Origin of the sequence: Capnocytophaga bilenii (genome assembly GCF_017565765.1) — a bacterium.
GTDB lineage: Bacteria > Bacteroidota > Bacteroidia > Flavobacteriales > Flavobacteriaceae > Capnocytophaga > Capnocytophaga bilenii.
Genome location: NZ_JAGDYP010000010.1, coordinates 1 through 20,128 on the forward strand (window position 1 = coordinate 1; position 20,128 = coordinate 20,128).

General features: G+C 39.8%; 15 protein-coding genes. 7 read left to right on the forward strand and 8 right to left on the reverse strand.

What is annotated here, in order from left to right:
• The first annotated feature begins 732 nt into the window (after positions 1-732).
• From tgt to mgtE, 4 genes are read left to right on the forward strand one after another with little or no spacing between them, the layout of a single operon-like run.
• The gene (gene tgt, locus J4N46_RS11155) at positions 733-1,863 is read left to right on the forward strand and encodes a tRNA guanosine(34) transglycosylase Tgt (protein WP_208059357.1); all 1,131 of its coding nucleotides are present in this window, start codon (positions 733-735) and stop codon (positions 1,861-1,863) included.
• Between the two features lie 13 nt (positions 1,864-1,876).
• On the forward strand, positions 1,877-2,953 hold the full coding sequence (locus tag J4N46_RS11160) for an LptF/LptG family permease (protein WP_009415451.1): 1,077 nt from the start codon (positions 1,877-1,879) through the stop codon (positions 2,951-2,953).
• Between the two features lie 4 nt (positions 2,954-2,957).
• Positions 2,958-3,722, forward strand: coding sequence for a 16S rRNA (adenine(1518)-N(6)/adenine(1519)-N(6))-dimethyltransferase RsmA (rsmA, locus tag J4N46_RS11165; protein WP_208059358.1), 765 nt, complete (start codon positions 2,958-2,960; stop codon positions 3,720-3,722).
• 28 nt (positions 3,723-3,750) lie between these two features.
• The gene (gene mgtE / locus J4N46_RS11170) at positions 3,751-5,106 is read left to right on the forward strand and encodes a magnesium transporter (protein ID WP_208059359.1); all 1,356 of its coding nucleotides are present in this window, start codon (positions 3,751-3,753) and stop codon (positions 5,104-5,106) included.
• Here the strand turns inward: mgtE and J4N46_RS11175 are convergent.
• Positions 5,078-5,809 carry a 16S rRNA (uracil(1498)-N(3))-methyltransferase gene (locus tag J4N46_RS11175; protein ID WP_208059360.1) on the reverse strand — a complete coding sequence of 244 codons (732 nt, stop codon included), beginning with the start codon at positions 5,807-5,809 and terminating at the stop codon, positions 5,078-5,080. The two genes, mgtE and J4N46_RS11175, sit on opposite strands and share 29 nt — an antisense overlap.
• A gap of 179 nt (positions 5,810-5,988) precedes the next feature.
• Between J4N46_RS11175 and J4N46_RS11180 the strand changes: the two genes are divergently transcribed.
• Together J4N46_RS11180 and bshC are read left to right on the forward strand one after the other, a co-directional pair.
• Positions 5,989-6,291, forward strand: a complete 303-nt coding sequence (locus J4N46_RS11180; RefSeq protein ID WP_208059361.1) for a hypothetical protein — start codon at positions 5,989-5,991, stop codon at positions 6,289-6,291.
• A gap of 20 nt (positions 6,292-6,311) precedes the next feature.
• Positions 6,312-7,913, forward strand: a complete 1,602-nt coding sequence (bshC, locus tag J4N46_RS11185; protein WP_208059362.1) for a bacillithiol biosynthesis cysteine-adding enzyme BshC — start codon at positions 6,312-6,314, stop codon at positions 7,911-7,913.
• A gap of 366 nt (positions 7,914-8,279) precedes the next feature.
• Here the strand turns inward: bshC and J4N46_RS11190 are convergent, their stop codons facing one another.
• The 7 genes from J4N46_RS11190 to J4N46_RS11220 form a co-directional block, all read right to left on the reverse strand.
• The gene (locus tag J4N46_RS11190; RefSeq protein ID WP_208059363.1) at positions 8,280-8,900 is read right to left on the reverse strand and encodes a WbqC family protein; all 621 of its coding nucleotides are present in this window, start codon (positions 8,898-8,900) and stop codon (positions 8,280-8,282) included.
• The gene (gene lepB, locus J4N46_RS11195; RefSeq protein ID WP_208059364.1) at positions 8,900-10,462 is read right to left on the reverse strand and encodes a signal peptidase I; all 1,563 of its coding nucleotides are present in this window, start codon (positions 10,460-10,462) and stop codon (positions 8,900-8,902) included. Before lepB ends, J4N46_RS11190 begins: the two co-directional genes overlap by 1 nt.
• Positions 10,463-10,478: 16 nt before the next feature.
• Positions 10,479-11,294 (reverse strand): HAD family hydrolase, encoded by an 816-nt coding sequence (locus J4N46_RS11200; RefSeq protein ID WP_208059365.1) that lies wholly within the window; start codon positions 11,292-11,294, stop codon positions 10,479-10,481.
• 81 nt (positions 11,295-11,375) lie between these two features.
• Positions 11,376-12,077, reverse strand: coding sequence for a 4-hydroxy-tetrahydrodipicolinate reductase (gene dapB / locus J4N46_RS11205; protein ID WP_208059366.1), 702 nt, complete (start codon positions 12,075-12,077; stop codon positions 11,376-11,378).
• 6 nt (positions 12,078-12,083) lie between these two features.
• Positions 12,084-12,845 carry a C40 family peptidase gene (locus tag J4N46_RS11210; RefSeq protein WP_009415461.1) on the reverse strand — a complete coding sequence of 254 codons (762 nt, stop codon included), beginning with the start codon at positions 12,843-12,845 and terminating at the stop codon, positions 12,084-12,086.
• A 24-nt stretch (positions 12,846-12,869) separates the two neighbouring features.
• Entirely contained in the window at positions 12,870-15,323 is a 2,454-nt protein-coding gene (priA, locus tag J4N46_RS11215) for a replication restart helicase PriA (RefSeq protein WP_208059404.1), read from the reverse strand.
• Positions 15,323-16,234, reverse strand: coding sequence for a YihY/virulence factor BrkB family protein (locus tag J4N46_RS11220; RefSeq protein WP_208059367.1), 912 nt, complete (start codon positions 16,232-16,234; stop codon positions 15,323-15,325). The genes priA and J4N46_RS11220 overlap by 1 nt, the downstream gene beginning before the upstream one ends.
• A gap of 732 nt (positions 16,235-16,966) precedes the next feature.
• On the opposite strand from J4N46_RS11220, the gene J4N46_RS11225 reads away from it, so the two are divergent.
• The gene (locus J4N46_RS11225; RefSeq protein WP_236013963.1) at positions 16,967-20,122 is read left to right on the forward strand and encodes a SusC/RagA family TonB-linked outer membrane protein; all 3,156 of its coding nucleotides are present in this window, start codon (positions 16,967-16,969) and stop codon (positions 20,120-20,122) included.
• Positions 20,123-20,128 lie beyond the last annotated feature (6 nt).

Below are 20,128 nucleotides of genomic sequence, written 5' to 3' on the forward strand. Positions count from 1 at the left end.
GAATAACAATGAAATAATAGCTTAAATAAATTAGGCTATAGGTGGTGTTTTGGGCAAAAATTTGTTCTAAAATACAAAAAAAATCAAAAAAATACCTTTTAAAATTTGGATATTAACATAGAATGTGGGACTTGGGAGAGGTGTGGGAGGTGTGGGTAAAAAAACTTTGGCAAACTTTGAAAGTTTGCCAAAATGTGTGGCGCATTATTGTAGTGTTATCCTTCGTTACATACTCGGCTGCGCCAGCTCGCCGACTTTCCTTCGGTGCGAGCCGCACAGGCTTTTTATCCTTCGCTCATCCTTCGCTGAAGGTTCGCTCAAGGTTCGGGGGAATTTTGATTTTTGAATTAGGCACAAGCTGCAAGCTTGCGCCAGCGGAAGTCCTCACCCCCGTTGAGGGTGTCCGAAAAGTTTTGTTTCGTAAAGGCGATTTGCCAATCGCCCCTACAATGTGAATAAAAGTGATTGATTATCAGAGTAATTAACTTTGTCAAACTCTGAAAGTTTGCCAAAGTGTGTGGCGTAATCGTGCTTTTAAAACTTTTCGGACACCCTCGCAGTGCGCAGGAATTTTGAATTTTGGATTGGGCACAAGCTGCAAGCTTGCGCCAGCGGGGGAAATTTTGAATGTTGATAATTAATCATTGACAATTAAACATTATTTTGTACCTTTGCAACCTGCTAATCCCATTGGTAAATTACAAATGGTCATTTATTTTGTTTTCTGAAAATATGAATTTTGAACTAATAAAAACTGATACAGCTACTAAAGCACGTGCTGGAAAAATCACTACTGCTCACGGTGTGATTGAAACTCCTATATTTATGCCTGTAGGCACATTGGGAACGGTGAAAGGTATTCACCAACGCGAACTAAAAGAAGATATCAACCCTGATATTATCTTAGGTAATACTTATCACCTTTATTTGCGCCCCAGCACTGCTATCTTGGAAAAAGCAGGTGGATTACACCAATTTATGAATTGGGACAGGAATATTCTTACCGATAGCGGAGGGTATCAGGTCTATTCGCTGGCTGCCAACCGCAAAATTACGGAAGAAGGTGTGAAATTCAAAAGCCATATTGATGGTTCGGCTCATTTTTTTTCACCCGAAAAAGTAATGGAAATAGAGCGTAGCATTGGGGCTGATATTATTATGGCTTTTGATGAATGTACCCCCTACCCTTGCGATTACTCATACGCCAAAAAATCTCTAAAAATTACCCACCAATGGCTCGACCGCTGCGTGGCTCACTTGGATAAAGTGCCTGCTATGTATGGCTATGAGCAAAACCTATTCCCGATAGTGCAAGGCTCTGTTTTTAAAGATTTACGAATACAATCGGCTGAATATATAGCAAGCAAAGGGGCTGCAGGCAATGCCATAGGAGGGCTCTCTGTGGGCGAACCTGTGGAACAAATGTACGAAATGACCGAGCTGGTGTGCGACATACTGCCTGCCGACAAGCCGCGTTACCTAATGGGTGTGGGTACCCCTATCAACATTTTGGAAAACATTGCCTTGGGGGTAGATATGATGGATTGTGTGATGCCTACGCGCAATGCTCGCAACGGAATGCTCTTCACCTCGCAAGGGACTATCAACATTAAAAACAAAAAGTGGGAAGATGATTTTTCGCCCATAGACCCCGATGGGCATACTTATGTGGATACCTATTACAGCAAAGCTTATTTGCGACACTTATTTGCTGCCAACGAATTTTTAGGCAAACAAATTGCTTCAATACACAACTTAGGCTTCTATTTGTGGCTGGTGCGTGAGGCAAGACGACAAATAACAGCAGGTACTTTCGCCGAATGGAAGACAATGATGGTAAAAAATATGTCGAACAGATTATAAAAAAGCAAAATATATGAAAATAATTGACTGGTATATATTAAAGCGTTATCTGGTAACCTTTTTTATGATGATTATTTTGTTCATACCGATAGGTATTATTATAGATTTATCGGAAAAAGTAGACGAAATGATAGAAAGAAAAGCACCATTAAACGAAATATTGCTATATTACGTTAGCTTTATTATATATTTTGCCAACATATTGTTTCCCATACTCCTATTTTTGTCAATTATATGGTTTACTTCAAAATTAGCCAATAATACTGAGATTATAGCCATACAGAGTTCGGGCGTGTCGTATATGCGCTTTCTGCGACCTTACATTATAGGGGCTACGCTGATTTCGGTAATTGTGTTCTTTATGAGTATGTTTATCGTACCTGCGGCAAGTACTGTTTACAACGATTTTTGGAATAAATACATACGCTCGTCTAAGGTGGAAAGTGTAAGCGATTTGTACAATCAGTTTTCAGAAAATGATTATCTGTACGTAAGTTCCTTTAACTACGGCGAAAAGCGTGGGTACAATTTTTCGGTAGAGCATTTTGATGGTATTCGCCTTGTTGAGAAAATTAATGCCGAAACAATACAGTGGATTGATAGTACAAAAACCTATCAGCTCATCAATTACTCAAAGCGAAAAATAGGTGCCACTGACGATGTAATCATCAAAGGGGAACAGCTTGATACTATCTTCAAATTTAAGATAGACGATTTAATGCCGATGGAATATACGGCTGAAAACAAAAACTTATTTGAGCTGGACAAGTTTATAGAACGCGAACGTATGAAAGGCTCACCCAATCTGAATATGTATTTGCTGGTAAAATACAGGCGGTGGGGGGCTATCAGTACTGCCTTTATCCTTACGCTCATAGGGGTAGCGGTATCCTCAGTGAAAAAGCGGGGAGGTATGGGTATCAACGTGATGGTAGGGGTAGTAGTAGGTTTTAGCTTTGTGTTCTTTGACCGCGTATTTGGAACGCTGGCACAAACAGCCAACGGCTTATCGCCACTAATGGCTGTGGTTATCCCTAATGCCATATTCCTGACATTGGCAATATGGCTGTTGAAAAGAGTAAGGAGTTAGGTTTATGGAATTAGTAAAAGCCAAAAAACACTTAGGGCAGCACTTTTTAAAAGATTTAAATATAGCTGCTAAAATAGCCGATACACTTTCGTACACCGGTTACGACAAGGTAGTAGAAATAGGCGCTGGTATGGGGGTGCTCACTCAGTTTTTGCTACAAAAAAACACTGAAGTATATGTAGTAGAAATAGATAAAGAGTCGGTTGCCTATTTGGAAGCGCATTACCCTGCTTTACGAGGTAGAATTATAGGCGATGACTTTCTGAAATACGACATTGTAGGTCATATAGGCAGTCCTTTTGCTATTATAGGCAACTTTCCCTACAACATATCATCGCAAATTGTCTTTAAGATGCTTGAATTGCGCCAATATGTGCCTGAATTTAGCGGAATGTTCCAGAAAGAAGTTGCTGAACGTATTTGTGAGCCGCCAGGGAGTAAAACTTATGGCATACTTTCGGTATTGGTACAAGCTTTTTACGAGGTTAATTATCTTTTTACAGTGTCGGAAACGGTGTTCAATCCCCCTCCTAAGGTAAAAAGCGGCGTGATAAAATTAGTGCGCAAAAAAGACTTCGGGTTGGCTTGCGATGAGGGCTTGTTTTTTGCAGTAGTAAAGGCGGCTTTCAACCAAAGACGCAAAACCCTCAGAAATAGTTTAAAAGCCTTGCTTGCAAATGCTTCTCATAAAGATAACCCTATTTTTGATAAACGCCCTGAACAATTGGGATGGCGAGAATTTGTAGAAATTTGCCTGATGATAGGCTAACAAAATTCAATCATTAAAACATTACATTATGGCTTCTTTCAAAATAAGTGATGAACTAATAGGGCGTATTGAAACGCTCATTGAAGAAAAAAACAACCACGAGCTCACACAGCTCTTGGGCGACCTTCACTATGCCGATATTGCCGAGATTATTCACGAACTCGCCATTAAAGACGGTGTTTATATCATTAGGCTTATTGATGCTGAAAAAACATCGGATGTACTAACGGAATTAGACGATGATTACCGCGATAAAATATTAGAAAACCTATCGGCTAAAGAAATTGCCGATGAGCTGATAGAACTTGATACCGATGATGCCGTAGATATTATCTCGGAACTGTCTGAAGAGCGAAAAACAGAAGTCATATCGTATATAGAAGACGTAGAACACGCCAAAGATATAGTAGAGCTACTGCGCTATGACGATAACACGGCAGGGGGGCTTATGGCTAAAGAGTTGGTAAAAGTAAACGAAAACTGGAATGTACTGAAGTGCGTGAAAGAAATGCGTGAACAGGCGGCTTACGTTACCCGTGTGCATTCTATATATGTGGTTGATGACCACGATGTACTGAAAGGACGGCTCTCGCTAAAAGACTTGCTAACGACTTCTACACGCTCGGAAGTGAAAGATATTTATATTCCTAAAGTGGATTATGTGTACGTAACCGATACGGCTGAAGAGGTAGCCCACATAATGTCTAAATACGACCTTGAGGCAATACCTGTAGTAGATGAAATGAAGCGACTTGTGGGGCGTATTACAATAGACGACATCGTGGATGTGATAAAAGAAGGTGCCGAAAAAGATTACCAATTGGCAGCGGGTATCACCAACGATGTAGAGGCTGACGATAGCGTTTGGAAACTAACATTGGCGCGCTTGCCTTGGTTGCTAATAGGTATGTTTGGCGGATTGGGAGCGGCAAGTATCATCAATGGTTTTCAAGATGCAATGAACAAATACCCTATACTGCTAATATTCATTCCGCTTATTCAGGCAACCGCTGGGAATGTAGGGGTACAATCCTCGGCAATTGTGGTACAAGGGCTAGCTAATAACACTATTGATGGGGCTATCATCAAGCGACTGCTGAAAGAATTTTTGCTGGGGCTCATCAATGGAGGTACTATTGCAGGAATTGTCATATTAGTAAGCCATTTTGCTTTTCAGGCTGAATATTTGGTGAGCATAACGGTAGCTATTGCTTTAGTTACAGTAATTGTGAATGCAGCTGTTATAGGAACTTTTATCCCTATATTGCTACACAAACGAGGTATAGACCCTGCCGTAGCTACGGGACCGTTTATCACTACCAGCAACGATGTACTGGGTATATTGATTTACTTTTTTATAGCGAAGAACATTTTAGGCTTTTAAGTACAGCTATGGTGTGGCAGGCTACTATAGCAGCAGTTTCTGTACGCAACCTTGTATCGCCCAACGATATAGGCTGAAACTGTTGCGCAAGGGCTGTAGTAATTTCGTCAGGCGAAAAATCGCCCTCAGGCCCTATAAGTATCATAATGCGCTGGGCATCGTTAGGAAGTATATGGCTTAGCATTTGCTTGTGCGTATCCTCACAATGAGCGATAAACTTGGCAGTAGCATCAGGCTGCAATTGCTTGAAGAAATCGGAAGATTTTATAGGGGGATTCAGCTGTGGCAAATAACACTGCAACGATTGTTTCATTGCCGAAAGAATAATTTTTTGAAAGCGCTCTATCTTGAGGACAGTACGCTCAGAATGCTGGCAGATAATGGGGGTAATTTCATCAACACCTATTTCGGTAGCTTTTTCTAAAAACCATTCGTAACGCTCATTCATCTTAGTAGGGGCTACTACCAAATGCAGATAATAGGGACGGCGTGGCTGAGGCGTGCATTGGGTAATAGTTACCTCGCACTGCTTGGGCGAAGCAAAAGTGAGTTGCCCCTGAAAAAGAAGTCCTTTGCCATTGGTAATATGAAGCGTATCACCTTGCTGCAAGCGAAGCACCTTAGCAATGTGCTGGCTTTCTTCTTTGTCAAAAAAGAAATGAGAGGTATTGTTATCCAATGATTTATGATAAAATAATTGCATCTTAGTACTTAGTTATTAAGAGGTGAAAAAAATATATAGTATATTGGTTATTAGTTTTTTAGAGTGCAAAAATAGTAAATAAAGAGCAAGGAGAAAAAAAATATTTGAAAAAAAAAAACTTTTTTGCTTTGTAATTATAAAAAATGCCTTACATTAGCACCCGAAAAAGAGTAATATTTATGAAACGAATAATAGTAGACTACAACAAGCTTACCAGTGAGATACTTGCAATGCTGGTAGAAAAATACCCTGACGGATATACCGACTCGGATGTTATCCGTTTTAAAAACGCTAAAAATGAAACGGTAGATGCCTTAGAAGTACGCACTGATGATACTATTTATTTGGTAAAAGTGAGTACACGCTTGGCTGATACTATGGAAAATTATGACGAAGACGACTACTTTATGAATAATCAAGAAGAGGAGATATCGTCTAACACGGTAGACATTCCCGATGAGTCGTCATTAGATGAAGATTAATATTTAAAATCCTTTGGAATATGATAACAACGTATATTCCTTATCACGACATTCGCTTTTTTTCAAAACTTATCTGTGATTATATAGGGGAGCGGGAAGAAGTGCAAGCTTTTTATCACCATTTTCCAAAAATAGAAGAGTTTAAGCTTCAAATAGAGGAAAAGAAGGAGAGTTTTAGCAAAGAAAGTCGTGAAATATTAGTAAAAAGCCTACAAAATCAGTACTCAGAGTTAAAAACAAGTCCTAAAGTACTGAAAAATATTGTGCGATTGGGCGATAGTAATACTTTTACAGTTACTACAGGACACCAATTGAGCTTATTTACAGGGCATTTGTACTTTATTTTTAAGATTATCTCGGTTATCAATACTACTAAACAATTATCGGAAGCATATCCCGACTGTCATTTTGTGCCTGTATATTGGATGGCTACTGAAGACCACGACTTCGAGGAGATAAACCACTTTCATTTGAGCAATCGCACACTTTGCTGGAACTCTGAACAAACAGGAGCTACAGGGGCTTTTGATACCAAAGAGCTAACAGCCGTATTCAATACTTTTAGCAAGGCTATTGGCACCAGCAAAGATGCTGAAACACTAAAAAGACTCTTTGAAAATAGTTACCTAAAACACGGCACTTTAGCTGAAGCTACACGCTACTTGGTGAATGAGCTTTTTGAAGATTATGGCGTAGTAATTATTGACGGTAATGATGCTTCCTTAAAACAACAGCTGATACCTCATATAAAAAACGACCTGCTACATCAAACGGCTCATAATGAGGTAAACCGCACTATCGCTGCATTACAAGTCGTAGATAAATTGTACCCTGTGCAAGTAAATCCGCGTGAGATAAATGTGTTTTACTTAGCAAAGGGACTTCGCGAACGTATTGTGCGTACTGAAGAAGGATTTGAGGTGCATAATACAGCTATCAAATTCACCGAAGAAGCACTATTAAAAGAGCTACAAGCGCATCCCGAACGCTTTTCACCCAATGTGATACTTCGCCCCTTGTATCAGGAAGTAATATTGCCCAATTTAGCTTATATAGGCGGAGGTGGTGAAATAGCCTATTGGTTGGAGTTAAAGGGCTTTTTTGAGAAAGAAAATGTGCCGTTCCCAATGCTAATGTTGCGTAACTCGGCAATGTTGGTTTCGGAAAGGCAATTAGAGAAAATAAAGAAGCTATCACTTTCACTCACCGATGTATTCCTAAAACCCGAAGATTTAAAAAACCTAAAGGTAAAGCAGTTATCTGAATTTCCTATTGATTTTAGCCCCCAAAAAGAAACTCTGAAGGCACAATTTGCCCATTTATATACTTTGGCTGAAAGAACAGATATTACCTTTAAGAACGCAGTAAAAGCACAGGAAGTACGGCAGCTAAAAGGATTAGAAAAATTAGAAGCGCGCCTACTAAAAGCACAAAAGCGCAAATACGATGTGCAATTGGAGCAAATAGTAGTATTACAGAGCGAACTCTTCCCCAATAACATCCTACAAGAGCGCTTTTCCAACTTCACCGATTTTTACTTAGTAAAAGGTGAACAGCTGATAAGCGAGTTGGTAAATGATTTTAACCCCTTTGATTTTCGGTTTGTAGTGATACAATACTAAGCTAAATCATAAAAAATGTATAATATAAAACTGTGTAAATATACCTTTCGCATAGGTATAATTACACAGTTTATTTTATTAGTACTGCCAGCAGAAGGAGCTTACACACAAACTTCATATTGATAATGAAATAGTTATAAAAACAATAGCAAAATAATAAAGTTTGGCACGGAATTTTCAATATAGTAATCAGAAATAAGGTTGTTTGTTTTGACAATATAAAACAAAAACTTATGTAAAAAACTTTATTACTTCTTATAGTAATATATTTCTGATTTTCTTCATATCTTTGGAGTTAGTAGTAGTATTTATATGCATTGTGAAAAGAGGCTCTCTAATTAGTTTTAGAGAGCCTTTTTTTATGCATTATAATATCACTTTAGTAAGGTAATCGCCTGTATTAGGCCCTTCGTGGAAGAGTAAATCTAAAACCGACAGATTAGGTATAAACCCGTGCTTATCGGCAAATATTTGGTGGTACTCAGGCATCGTAACGGGGTATTGTTTTTTGGCACTACTCAAGTAACGATAATCAGCAATTGATGGAGCCGCTTCGTATATTTCGGTTTTATCAAAGTTCACATCTGCTTGCAGGCAAGCCAATAGCGTTTCTATCGTATCTATATTTACATCTAATAAGAAAGTATAAGACTTTTCAAAAATACGCACCAAATCATCTTCGTAATACTCAAAATAAGGCGAAGTGCGATAAGCTGTTTCTAAACTCTTCCAATGCAATCGTTGCCAAGCAAAATGGTCTTCTACTTTCACATCTCGGAATAGTTGCCTACCAGTATCGCCGCCCACGTGCTTTATAGGCAGGTTGAGTGCCTGCTTGCCATTAGCCCCATATATATAGGTACGATTGCGGAGGGTTTGTTTTTGGTAGTTATCCGATACCTCAAGCACACAAGGATTGCACCATATAAGATGAAATTGTGCTATAGATGGAAAATAAGTGGGGTGTAATAATACTTGTTCTATCATTATTCTTTTACTTTCTTCTTTTTAAAGGTACTATACAAAAACCACAAAGCCAACGCTCCAAGCACATAATACAAGTATGATTTAGGCTCTCCATCTCCATTAATAGTAGTAATAAGCCGTTCCCAACGTATCTTTTTAAAGCCCGATTGGTGTTTATCCAAGCTCATCCATATCAGTACAGGCTTACCCACTATATGGTCTTCGGGTACAAAGCCCCAAAAGCGGCTATCCTCAGAGTTATGGCGGTTATCCCCCATCATCCAATAGTAGTTTTGAGCAAAAGTATATTCTGTAGCCTTATTACCATTGATAAATATATCATTCCCCTTCACCTCCAATGTATTATGCTCATAATCTTTGATAATACGCTTATACAAAGGCAAGTTTTCTACGTTTAGCGGCACTTTAGTTCCTTTTGCAGGAATGGTAATAGGACCATAGTTATCTTCATTCCACGCATATTGAGGCGAATGAGGGAATACTAACGGGTTATATACTCCCGCTTTGTTAATTTGTGGTATTACCGATTCTATATTGGGGTTATTTTTCAAATATTGAGCTACTTCTTGTGTAAGAGAGCTAAACATATAAGTATTTTCTATAGGCTTACCTGTAGCATCTTCAAGTTGCCCAAAGGGGTCGGTTACGCCAAATTGTTGATACATCAGTTGTGGGGTAAGAACTATATGAGGTTTGGTAACCACATAATACGATGTTTGGAGCTTAGCACGCACAGGATATACCTCTTTAGCTCCGTTTATCCACACATCGCCGTTTTTTATTTCCAAAACATCACCAGCTACTGCTACGGTGCGCTTCACATAGTTAGATTTTTTGTCAATAGGCTTATCAATATGTATTTTAGATTTATCCCTAAAAAATCGCACCGTATCGGTAGGCCAGTTGAATACAGTAATATCGTTGCGCTCTATTTTTTGCAGAGCAGGCAAACGAAAATAAGGTAGCTGTGGCACTTTAATATATGACCTTGTGCCTACCAATGGAATCGAGTCGTGTACCATTGGTAATGATAGAGGTGTCATCGGGATACGCACTCCGTAATGAAATTTACTCACAAAGAGAAAATCGCCTACCAATAAGGTTTTTTCTAATGATGAAGTAGGAATCATATAAGGCTGAATAAAGTAGCTATGGATAACTGAGGCAGCTACTACAGCAAAGAGTACGGCATTCACCCAAGGCGATACGTTCTTTTTAATAACCTCATTATCTTTACCCAAATACTCTGTTTTAGGAAGATACATTACATAGGCAGTATAAAGCCCCAAAGTAAGAACAGAATACAGCGTATAGCGTTTTTTGCGGTAGCCAAACACGTGCAGCCATTCATAGGTCATTACTACATACATAATATTGCCTATCACAGGCATATATAGCAAGAAAAGCCACCACCAAGGGCGTCCTATAATTTTCAGGAATATCACCGTATTATAAAAAGGCACAAAAGCCTGCCAAGCTGCATAACCTGCCTTCTGATAGCCTTTCCAAAGAAAAAGCCCATTTAGTAATTGTGCTACGATTAAAATATATATGTACAACATTTTCTTTATTTTAGTATTATTTGTTTATTTGTTTTTTAAGAAATTCTGCTACCCCATCTTCTTTGTGATGCAAGGTAACGTATTTAGCTATCTGTTTCACCTCTTCACGAGCATTGGCTACAGCTACACCGCAACCTACCCCTTGTAGCATCTCCAAATCGTTGTAGTTATCACCAAAGGCTAATGCCTCTTCTAAGGAAAAATGATATATTTCATCCAAAATCACCTTTATCCCTGTTAGTTTAGATACACTCTTGTCCGAAAGCTCTATATAAGTTTCTTTTCCCCTATATATTTGCATCGCATCGGCAAATTGTTTGTTTAGCAAAGCAAACATTTTGCTTATGAGCTGTTCTTCTCCCATCAGCATTAGCTTGTGAGCCCCTTTTTGGGTAGGCTGCCATTGGGTAAGCACTTCGCGATTGGGTAGCACTTCTGGTTTCACCAAAGTATTGTTTTCCTCACGCTGTGCCCATTGGTCATATTCAGGCACATACCACTCGTTGTTGTTATAAAAACTGATGTGAATCTTCCCTTGAAAATACTGCTCATTTAGGGCAACTACTTTCTCTAAAACAGCAAACGGAATCGTTGTCGAGTGCAAAATACGTTCGCCGTTAGTTACCAGTCCGCCATTATAGGCTATAAGCGGCAAACCATTGATACCCAAATCATTTTGCAAGTGGTACATTTGGCGCGGCATACGCGATGATACCAATATAAAAGGAATCTTTCCTGCGAGTTTTTTTACCTCGTTAATTGTGTTATTTGATAGCGCACGCAAGCCATTTAGCAACGTACCATCAATATCTGAAAAGATGATTTTATACATCGTTTTTATATTTTATTTTTTTTATTTCTATTTTGAGTGCAAAGATAATACCATTTTTTTATTTATTGGCTACAAATTCAATTATATCCCTAACACTTCTTGCATTGTATGCACTCCTTTTTTGTTTACTAACCATTCAGCAGCTATTACCGCACCAAGAGCAAAGCCCGTACGGCTGTGGGCTGTGTGTTTAATCTCAATCGTATCCACCTCGCTTTCGTAGGTAATAATGTGTGTCCCTGGGGTAGTGCCTATGCGTTTTGCCTCTATTGGGATAATCTTTTCATCGGCAGTAGCTCCCAGTTGCCAAGCGGTTTTATCGGTTTCTGCTATGATACCTTCTGCCAAAGTGATAGCTGTACCACTAGGGGCATCAAGTTTTTGGGTATGGTGTATTTCCTCTATATGCACGTTATAGTTATGCAGGGGTGCCATTAGTTTGGCTAACGTTTTGTTCAGGGCAAAGAAGATATTCACCCCCACGCTGAAGTTAGAAGCGTACAGAAAAGCCGTATGATGCTCTTCACACACCTTTACAGCCTCGTCATAGTGAGCCAACCATCCCGTTGTACCAGCCACCACCGGCACACCTTGCGAAAGACTATGGGTTATATTCTGGTAGGCACTTTGTGGGGTGCTAAACTCAATTGCTATATCGGCAAGGGTGATATCGTAATCCGTATGAGGGCTATCTATTTTCAAAACAATCTCGTGTCCGCGTTGGGTAGCTATTTGTTCAATAGCTTTTCCCATCTTGCCATAACCAAGTAATGCTATTTTCATCTGTTGTTAAATGTCTATTTTTCTTAATAATCTAAGCTGATGTGTGTAGTTGCGCAGTTCGTTATTGAAGATACCTATATGGTCTAATCGGTCTATACGCACCTTGCCATACGAATGTATAATTTTATTGTCGCCTAATAAAATACCTACGTGAATGATATTTCCTTCTTCGTCATCAAAAAAAGCCAAATCGCCTGCTTTGCTTTCTTCCAAAAAACTTATAGACGAGCCACAAGATGCCTGTGCTTGCGCCGTACGTGGCAAATGTACCCCACATAGTTTGAAAACAATTTGTACTAAGCCTGCCGCATCTATGCCAAAGGGTGTCCTACCTCCTGCCAAAAAAGGAACATTGATGTATTCTTTGGCAGTTGCTACTACACTTGGGTGGGGGGCTCGCTGGGTAGATTGCGAGGTGTGCAACAAATGATTATGCGAAAAAGTAGCGCCTTTGGGTATGTGCAAGTAAAGGTCAGCGCCCGTTTTCAAGCGCAATTTTGTAAGCCATTTGTGTGCGTATTTCTCTTTCTTTTTCAGCGCTTTTTTATAATCTTTATCACTAATTTCGGTAAACTGATTAGTAGCTACCCACCCCTCACTATTGTCGTATAGCAAGCGTATCAAGCACCAATTATCGTGTTTTTCGGTTACCTGCAAAAGTTCGCCAAAAAGCAACTGAGTGCACATTTCGGCACTCTCGCAAGGCGATACCCGTACGGGTACTACACTCAAATGACATATTCCATAAGGCGTTTCTAATATCTTCATATACTTTTTATTAGTACGAATTTTCTATTCTACAAAATACGACAAACGTATGGCTCTGAAATTGCCTATACTCTGAAAACTAACTTCTATGCGTTTTATTTGCTGTCTGGCTTGCTGAAATACAGCGTTTCGCAAGGGCAATTTCAGCAAAATCTCTTTTATATACTCATTCCTGATACGCGAAATAAGCGGAAATTCAGGACCCAACACTTCTATTTCAGAGCCGTTAGCAAAGGTTTCACGCAAGGCATTTGCCAGCCAAGCCGCTCCTTCGTTGATACGATTGAAATCGGAGTGCTTGAGCGTTATTTTTATCATCTGTACAAAAGGCGGATAGCGAAACGCTTGCCGTTCTTCTATTTGGTACTGATACATTGCTCTAAAATCGTGTCGCAATACTTGCTGAATCACAAAGTGCTGGGGGTTGTAGGTTTGTATCAGCACCTTCCCCTGCCTATCGCTTCTGCCTGCTCGCCCCGATACCTGCAAAAACAGCTGAAAACTGCGCTCGTAAGCCCTATAATCGGGGTAGTGAATAGAGGCATCGGCGTTCATCACTCCCACAAGTCCTACATTGGCAAAGTCTAAGCCTTTGGTAATCATCTGTGTACCTACTAATATTTGTGTTTCCTGTTGCTCAAATTTTGCCAATATTTTTTCGTAACCATACTTGCCATTGGTAGTATCCTGATCCATACGGTCGGCAACCACATTGGGGAACAGCAAGTTCAGTTCGTCTGTTATTTGTTCGGTGCCAAATCCTTTGGTTTTCAAATCCACACTACCGCAAGCCACACAAGTTTTAGGCATCGGTATTACATAGCCGCAATAGTGGCAACGCAACTGCTGACTGCTTTGGTGATAGGTAAGACTCACATCGCAATGCGGACATTGGGGCACGGTACCACAATGCATACATTGCACTACAGGCGCATAACCTCGCTTGTTTTGGAAAAGCAGCACCTGCCTCCCCTCCCCTATTGTACGATTGACCTCTTCAATAAGCACATCCGAGAAATGCCCCGTCATTCGCTTTCTATGATGTTTGTCTTTAATATCTATAAGAACCATTTCGGGGGGCAAAAAGCTCCCATAACGCTTTGCTAAATACACATAGCCATATTTTTCCTTCTTAACGTTGTGCATCGTTTCTATTGAAGGGGTTGCTGTGCCTAATAGCGTTTTAGCATTCCATTGGCTAGCAAGCATTATAGCGGTGTCGCGCGCTTGCAAGTGTGGGGCTGGGTCAAACTGGCGATACGAATTGTCGTGCTCCTCATCTATAATCACCAATCCCAAATGAGTGTAAGGTAAAAATACTGCCGACCGCACCCCTACTATCAGTTGGGCTTTAGGCTTATTAGCAAGTACATTCTGCCATACCTCTACCCGCTCGTTGATGCTGTATTTAGAATGATATACCGATAGGTTTTTGCCAAAATGCTGCTTTAGCCTATTGATAAGATGCACAGTAATAGCTATTTCAGGCAACAAATACAGCACCTGCTTGCCTTGTTGCAAATAGGCATCAATAAGCTCTATGTATATTTCGGTTTTCCCCGAAGCGGTTACTCCGTGCAGCAAAACCGTATTTTTGTGTTCTAATTGTAGTTTTATATGCTTTAATGCCTCCTGCTGAGCCTCTGTAAGGTTATTTTTCTTGTCGGTTTGGTCTTCGGCAAAGCTAATTCGGTCTTTTTGAAGGTAATATTCTTCAAAAATTCCTTTATCTACTACTGCCTTTAGTATTGCAGGCGTTACTTCGGCTTTTTCTATCAAGGTTTCAGCCTTTAGGGGGGCTTTCTCTCGATTGATATAATCAAAATAAGCCATTAGCAGTTGTTTTTGCTTTACAGCCTTGTTCAGCAATGCCAACGCTTGCTGCAATCCCTCTTGCGATTGATAGGCTTCTGCCAAGCGAATGTATTTTATGAGTTTAGGCACATAGCGTTCGCGTAACTTTTCCGATAGTTTAGCAGCTCCCTTATCTACCAAGTTAGCAAGTACTTTCAGCGCCTTGCGTTTGGGGAGCAGCTGGTGTACTTCGCTCACTTTCAGTGCCGATTTGTAGTGCAGTGCCTCATACACCTGCCATTCATCATCGGTAAAACGCTCGGTAGGGAGGTCTTTTTCAGCCAATTCTATTACGGTTTCACTTTCCAGCAAAAAAGCCACAGGCATAGCCGTTTTAAGCACTTCACCCAGCGAACACATATAAAAATTGGCTATCCATTGCCAATGCTCAAGCTGTTGAGGAGTAACAATAGGCTGCTCGTCTAGTATATAAGCAATTTCTTTGGTTTCGTAATTAGGCTCTTGGGTATGCACGGTATGTACTAAAGCTGTGTATATCTTTGCTTTGCCAAAAGGCACTGCCACACGCATCCCTTGTTGTAAGAAATGTGCTTCTTCCTCATTTACTTGGTAAGTGAACAACTTTGGCAACGACAAAGGCAAGATTACATCTACATAGTACATCATTCATTCTTTTTAAGTTGCATAAGAGCAGCATTAAGTTCAAAACCAAGTAGTAATATATTAGCATTCAGCCATATATACAACAAAAATATCAGCAATGCACCAATAGAGCCATAAAGTTGGTTATATTGTGAGAAATTTTCTATATAAATACCAAAAAGATAGGTAGTTAAACCAAACAGAAGCATTGTAAGCACCGAACCAGGAGAAAAGAACTTGCCTTGTTGCCCCTCAATAGTGCCAAAGTAAAACAATATTGATGTACCAAAATAGGTGATAAGGGCTACAAAGCCTATTTTTGAAATTTGTAAAAGAGTTTCGTTGGTAGTAAGGAAATTAATTTTATCTAAGTAAGGCACTAAGTACACCTCGTAGTAAATAAACATAACTACAACAAAAAGTATGAGCAGTGCCAAAATGATAGCCACCATTAGGGCGTAGAGGTATTGCTTTATGTAAGTGCGTGTAATATGAATGTGATAAGAGAATTCAAAGCCTCCAAATATAGCCACAATGCCATTGGTCATCAAGAAAATAGAAAGAAAGAACACCGAAGAGAGCAAGCCACCGCGTTTTTTTTCGGCAATATCAAAGAAAATATTTGAAAAAAAATCGTGAGTACCTGGTGGCAACAAATCGTTGATAAACGACCAAAAATCCACCTGAAAGTTTTCTATAGGGATATAAGGAATGAGGTTCAGTATAAAAAGGAGAAAAGGAAATATAGCCAAAAAGAAACTATAAGAAATAGCACTTGCGCGCGTAGTAACTGTCCCTTTGATTATACCTACGATATAAAGATGCAGCAAGTCATAAAGTGAGAAAGCATTTTTGGAGAGCCTCACGCTTTTAAGTAGTGCAACAAGCTGTTTCACAATAGGAAGACTAATGAGCTTATCTTTTAAAATCATTGGTTATTAATTTGTTACGTTTTTTTTATATGTGAAATAAGAGAGCGTATGCCCCAATAAGGCAAGAGCACACAAAGCAACAAAAGCAGCCAAAATCCTATAAGAAAAATGGCTGTAAATAGCAAAAAACCTAAGTATTGAACTATTGGTAACATATAGGTTTGATTATCACGGTGCAAATATAATAAAAAACAAGTAATTACCAAATTTTTTATTTTTATATACACCGCTGGCGCAAGCTTGTAGCTTGTACCCAATTCAAAATTCTTCTCAGCGAAGGATGAGCGAAGGTTGAGCGAAGGTTGAGCGAAGGATAAGCGAAGGATAAAAGCCTGTGCGGCTCGCACCGAGCTGGCGCAGCCGAGTATGTGAAGCCTATACAGCGCCCCCCGCTGACGCCCAATTCAGAATTCAAAATTCAAAATTCAAAATTCTTCTCACCGAAGAATAAAGCACCAAAACTAATAAATAATGAATATAAACTAACGATTGAAGACTTAAAATTATTAACTAAAAACTAAGTGTTATTTTTTGATGATAGCTCAAAAAACGAGGGTGTTTTTTAGCAAGTATGCAAAAAACACCCTCTCAAAAAGACCGTTTTTTAAAAGAATCTCAAAAACAAAAAAAATAGATTTTCTAAGAAAAATGTTAAATTTTATATTTTTTACATCAAAAACTTGCATATTACGAAACTTAACAATAATTTTGCGACATTAAAACGAAACAATAATGATTAGTAGAAAAAAAATTATTTTGCTCCTCTTGTTGCCTCTGTGTTCTTTATGGACGATGGCGCAAGAACTTACCGTAAAAGGTACTGTAAAAGATGACTCTGGGCTTGAACTATTAGGTGCTTCAATAGTGGTGAAAGGAACCACTAAAGGGGTAGCTGCCGATGGAGAGGGTCATTATGAAATAAAAGTAAAAAATGGAGATATACTGGTGTTCTCAAGTATGGGATATACCTCACAAGAACGAAAAGTAACCAAAGCAGGTACTATCAATATTGTATTAAGTTCTGATGTACAGCAATTGGAAGGTACTGATGTAGTAGCAGTGGCTTATGGTACTACCGATAAAAAGTCTTTCACAGGCTCTATGGCTACCATAAAAGCTGAAAATATCACACAACGCCAAAGTGCCGATGTGGCTAAAACCTTAGAAGGGGCTGTTTCAGGGGTACAAATTTCTAATAGTTCTGGCGACCCTGGAGCTGGTAGTGCCATCCGCATACGTGGGATTGGCTCTATTTACGGCTCAAGTGCCCCGCTTATTATCTTAGATGGTGCTCCTTATCACGGCAGCCTAAACTCTATCAACAACAGCGATATCGAAAGCCTCAACGTACTAAAAGACGCTTCATCAGCAGCACTTTACGGGGCTCGTGGGGCAAATGGGGTGATTATTATCACTACCAAAAGTGGTAAAAGAGACAAGCTCTCTATTACTGTAGATGCCCGCACAGGCTTCAACACGCGTGGCATACCCGAATATGACAAAATAAGCTCTACCAGCGAATATTACGAAACTTTGTACAACTCTTTGTACAACAAATCATACTTCACTCAAACTACTACCAACACTACCGAACGTTACAACACAGCTACCGCTTGGGCTGCCGATAACTTGATAAAAAACGTAGGGAATGGCTATAATATCTATGATGTACCCGATGACCAATTGGTACTCCCTAACGGAAAACTAAACCCTAATGCCAAACTTAAGTACAAAGATGCCAATTTTAACGATTGGGAAAAAGCACTCTTCAAACCTGGCATACGCGATGAGTACAACCTTAGCCTTACCAAGGGCAACGAAAGCAATAGTTTTTACTTCTCTTTCGGGTATTTAGGTGATGAGGGGTATAACCTCAACTCCTATTTTAATCGCTACTCCTCTCGCTTTTCGTATAAAGGCGACGTTACCCAATGGCTAAAAGCTAATGCCTCTACAATGCTCACTTATACCGAAAAACAAGGTACTGAGTATTCAGGCACTAATAACCCCTTTGAATGGACGCGCTTTATCGCTCCTATATACCCTATTTTTGAACACGATGCCAATGGGTACCCTACTAATAAATACGACTTTGGCGGCGCACGTAAATTCAACGGAAATACCAATCCTGTCGCTACCCAAAAACACGACATTCTATTTTCTAAAAATTACTACCTGAACCAGTCCTTATCATTAGATATCAACTTACTGAAGAACTTAACCTTCAGCACTTCAGGCAACTTCTATGCTAATTTTTACAACAGCAATGAGTTTACTACTCCTTTGGGAGGCTATGGCAAAGACAGCAATGGTATAGGCAGCCGCTATAGTACCCACGATGTGATTATGACATTCAACCAATTGCTAAAATACAACCAAAGCTGGGGCAACTATAGCTTTGACGTTTTGTTAGGTCACGAAAGCAACAAAGAAAGATATGCTTCATTGTCAGGAGGTAAAAAGAACTTTTTAGACCCTCTAAACTCTGAGTTTGACAATGCAGCTGTAACCACCTCATTAGGCTCTTCCACTACAGGGTATTTTGTAGAAGGGTATTTTGGGCAGCTAAATATGAATTACGATTATAAGTATTTTCTTTCTGCCAGCTTGCGCCGCGATGCTTCATCAGTGTTCGCACCTGAAAATCGCTGGGGTACTTTCTGGTCAGTGGGTGGCTCTTGGCTGGTAAATCGTGAGAAGTTTTTAGAAAAAGTAAGCTTTATCAACAGCTTAAAGCTTAAAGCTAGCTACGGAATACAAGGAAATGACTATTTATTCTTGCCTGGCGGTGGGCGTTCTTACGCTCCTTATCTAAACTTGTATTACGTTACTACCGATGGTACCAAACCAGGTTTGCAAGCGGGCTACAAAGGCAATCGCAAAATCACTTGGGAAGAGAGTGGCAACTTCAATACTGGTATAGAAGCCGACTTGTGGGACAACCGCTTGAGCATAGAAGCCGACTTCTTTGTAAAAACTACCAAAAATATGTTGTTCAATATGCCGCTTCCTGCCTCTACAGGATTCCCTTCTGAACCTCGCAACGTGGCTGATATGCAAAATAAAGGGGTTGAGTTCTCTATATCGGTAACCCCCGTGCGAACTGAAAATGTAGAATGGCAAGTAACTGCTAATGGAATGTGGTATAACAACAAAGTGCTAAAATTGCCTGAAGAACTACGTGAAAAAGGACTTGCTTGGGGCGGACAACAAATTATCAAAGAAGGAGGTAGTATTTATGACTTCTATATGGTAAAATATGGTGGTGTTGACCCTGAAACAGGAGATGCTCTATTCTGGACTTATACTAAAACAACCTCCAGCGATGCCCAAGAAAGCTGGAACTTATTGGGCAGCGACAAGTATAATTACGAAAAGAGCAAGCAATTTGTAGGAACTTCTATCCCCGACTTGCAAGGTGGCTTTGGCACTTCACTACGTGTGTACAACATAGACCTTTCGGTACAATTCTCTTACCAAATAGGAGGTAAGTTCTATGACAACCAATATTCTTCGTTAATGGGTACCGGCGACTTAGGACGCAATTGGCATACCGATATACGCAAGCGATGGACACCCGAAAACCGAAATACAGATGTACCTCGTTTAGAGTTTGCAGGACTACAAGGAAGCTCATCCGACCGCTTTTTGGTGAGTGCAAGTTACCTATCATTGCGCAACGTGAGCATAGGCTACAACGTACCCCAAGAGGCTGCCGAAAAACTAAAACTTAGCAGCATACGATACTATGTTACAGGTGATAACCTTTACTTGTGGAGCTATCGCAAAGGATTAGACCCTCGCGCAAGCCTTAGCGGTAATGGCTCTGACCGCGCAAGTTACTCACCTATACGCACCATATCGATGGGATTAACACTCAATTTTTAAAACTTA

Bases quoted from the DNA above. Each gene is read 5' to 3' on its own strand.
- dapB (WP_208059366.1), bottom strand. From the start codon at position 12,077: ATGAAAATAGCATTACTTGGTTATGGCAAGATGGGAAAAGCTATTGAA.
- mgtE (WP_208059359.1), top strand. From the start codon at position 3,751: ATGGCTTCTTTCAAAATAAGTGATGAACTAATAGGGCGTATTGAAACG.
- J4N46_RS11210 (WP_009415461.1), bottom strand. From the start codon at position 12,845: ATGAAGATATTAGAAACGCCTTATGGAATATGTCATTTGAGTGTAGTA.
- J4N46_RS11225 (WP_236013963.1), top strand. From the start codon at position 16,967: ATGATTAGTAGAAAAAAAATTATTTTGCTCCTCTTGTTGCCTCTGTGT.
- priA (WP_208059404.1), bottom strand. From the start codon at position 15,323: ATGTACTATGTAGATGTAATCTTGCCTTTGTCGTTGCCAAAGTTGTTC.
- J4N46_RS11175 (WP_208059360.1), bottom strand. From the start codon at position 5,809: ATGCAATTATTTTATCATAAATCATTGGATAACAATACCTCTCATTTC.
- bshC (WP_208059362.1), top strand. From the start codon at position 6,312: ATGATAACAACGTATATTCCTTATCACGACATTCGCTTTTTTTCAAAA.
- tgt (WP_208059357.1), top strand. From the start codon at position 733: ATGAATTTTGAACTAATAAAAACTGATACAGCTACTAAAGCACGTGCT.
- J4N46_RS11200 (WP_208059365.1), bottom strand. From the start codon at position 11,294: ATGTATAAAATCATCTTTTCAGATATTGATGGTACGTTGCTAAATGGC.
- lepB (WP_208059364.1), bottom strand. From the start codon at position 10,462: ATGTTGTACATATATATTTTAATCGTAGCACAATTACTAAATGGGCTT.
- rsmA (WP_208059358.1), top strand. From the start codon at position 2,958: ATGGAATTAGTAAAAGCCAAAAAACACTTAGGGCAGCACTTTTTAAAA.
- J4N46_RS11190 (WP_208059363.1), bottom strand. From the start codon at position 8,900: ATGATAGAACAAGTATTATTACACCCCACTTATTTTCCATCTATAGCA.
- J4N46_RS11180 (WP_208059361.1), top strand. From the start codon at position 5,989: ATGAAACGAATAATAGTAGACTACAACAAGCTTACCAGTGAGATACTT.
- J4N46_RS11160 (WP_009415451.1), top strand. From the start codon at position 1,877: ATGAAAATAATTGACTGGTATATATTAAAGCGTTATCTGGTAACCTTT.
- J4N46_RS11220 (WP_208059367.1), bottom strand. From the start codon at position 16,234: ATGATTTTAAAAGATAAGCTCATTAGTCTTCCTATTGTGAAACAGCTT.